This is a genomic window from Paenibacillus sp. 3LSP (assembly GCF_032465655.1).
Lineage (GTDB): Bacteria > Bacillota > Bacilli > Paenibacillales > Paenibacillaceae > Fontibacillus > Fontibacillus barengoltzii.
Genome location: NZ_JAWDJI010000018.1, coordinates 1 through 1,104, shown reverse-complemented (window position 1 = coordinate 1,104; position 1,104 = coordinate 1). Strand labels below are relative to the sequence as shown.

The window sequence follows — 1,104 nt, the reverse complement described above, 5'->3', positions numbered from 1 at the left end:
AGATTCATTTTACCCGATTCTCGGTTCTCCATGTCTACTTTTTAGTCTAGCAGCAGAACAAGTGACGCTACTTGCAAACTTATTGAAACCTAAAAATGCAACTGTTATTTTGAAACCATACAATGATGTTTCAACATCCTTTATTGCTTCACTAAATTTAACCGAGGATAACTTATTTGCTGAACACTATGAAATAGAGGGAGAATTTACTATTTTCGGAAGAGTGAGAAAAATCACGCCTGAACCAGGAAAGGTTGAGTTGATCAAATTCTTGCCAGGTAAACTTCGAATGAAAGAGGACGATATGTTAAAGTTGTTTTCGGGATTTAATGATATAAGCAATCACGGATTCTCTTTCGGAAACGGCATTGATTTTGATGAAAAATCTTTTTATCTTGATGGCCCTGTCATTGAAATTAGTCCGATTGCAGTCTATCAAAACTCCTGAGGTTTCACTTGTTAAAGAGAATTTGCATATGTATATCAGAAATCAGGAACTTCATGTAGCTTCGTTTATGGAAGATGGTCAGATAACAAACGAACCAGCCTGTGATAAGGGCTGCTTCGTTTCATTAAATGAAAATTGTTAGGTCAAATACATCTAATAATTTCAAAGTCTGTTATATACATCGCCACGCGTTGCTATGCTGATGACTACGAGAGAGTAGTTCAATATGAAGAGATAAACGTCGTTTTAGGATCAAGCTTCTTTAGGTATTTATATGCTTTTTTAGATAATTCAATTTTGTAATTCATGCTTAATATCCTCGAATTTTATGGTTTTACCTTCAAGGAATTCTTGTCGTGCCTCTTTAACTGCTTGAATATCTTCATCTGTTAGAGGTTCGTCATCATATGGGATATGATGATCTGCAGGATGAATAAGGCGTCTAACCAAATCAGCTACAAGTGGAATGTCTTGATCAGAAAGTTTATTAATTGAGCGTTTTGCAGTAATCTGAGGCCTTGAGCCGTAAGGATTTTCGGACATAAAAAAGGGACTTCACCCCAACTTGGAGAAGTTTTCAAGTGACCAAACCCAAAAACCTCAAGGATGGAGGAAGTCACTTTGTATATTCTCCAAGAATGTCTGTTTTCCTTCGA

2 protein-coding genes are annotated in these 1,104 nt (G+C 36.2%); one reads left to right on the top strand and one right to left on the bottom strand.

The genetic code is table 11. The features are described from left to right. Positions 1-448: DUF6414 family protein (locus RW092_RS01110; RefSeq protein ID WP_316009284.1), on the top strand; the 448-nt coding region annotated here is incomplete at its 5' end. A gap of 291 nt (positions 449-739) precedes the next feature. On the opposite strand, the gene RW092_RS01105 is transcribed toward RW092_RS01110, so the two are convergent. Beyond that, entirely contained in the window at positions 740-991 is a 252-nt protein-coding gene (locus RW092_RS01105) for a hypothetical protein (RefSeq protein WP_316009283.1), read from the bottom strand. Positions 992-1,104 lie beyond the last annotated feature (113 nt).

What these genes read in the sequence shown, in the direction of transcription:
- RW092_RS01105 (WP_316009283.1), bottom strand. Translation starts at nt 991, where the DNA reads ATGTCCGAAAATCCTTACGGCTCAAGGCCTCAGATTACTGCAAAACGC.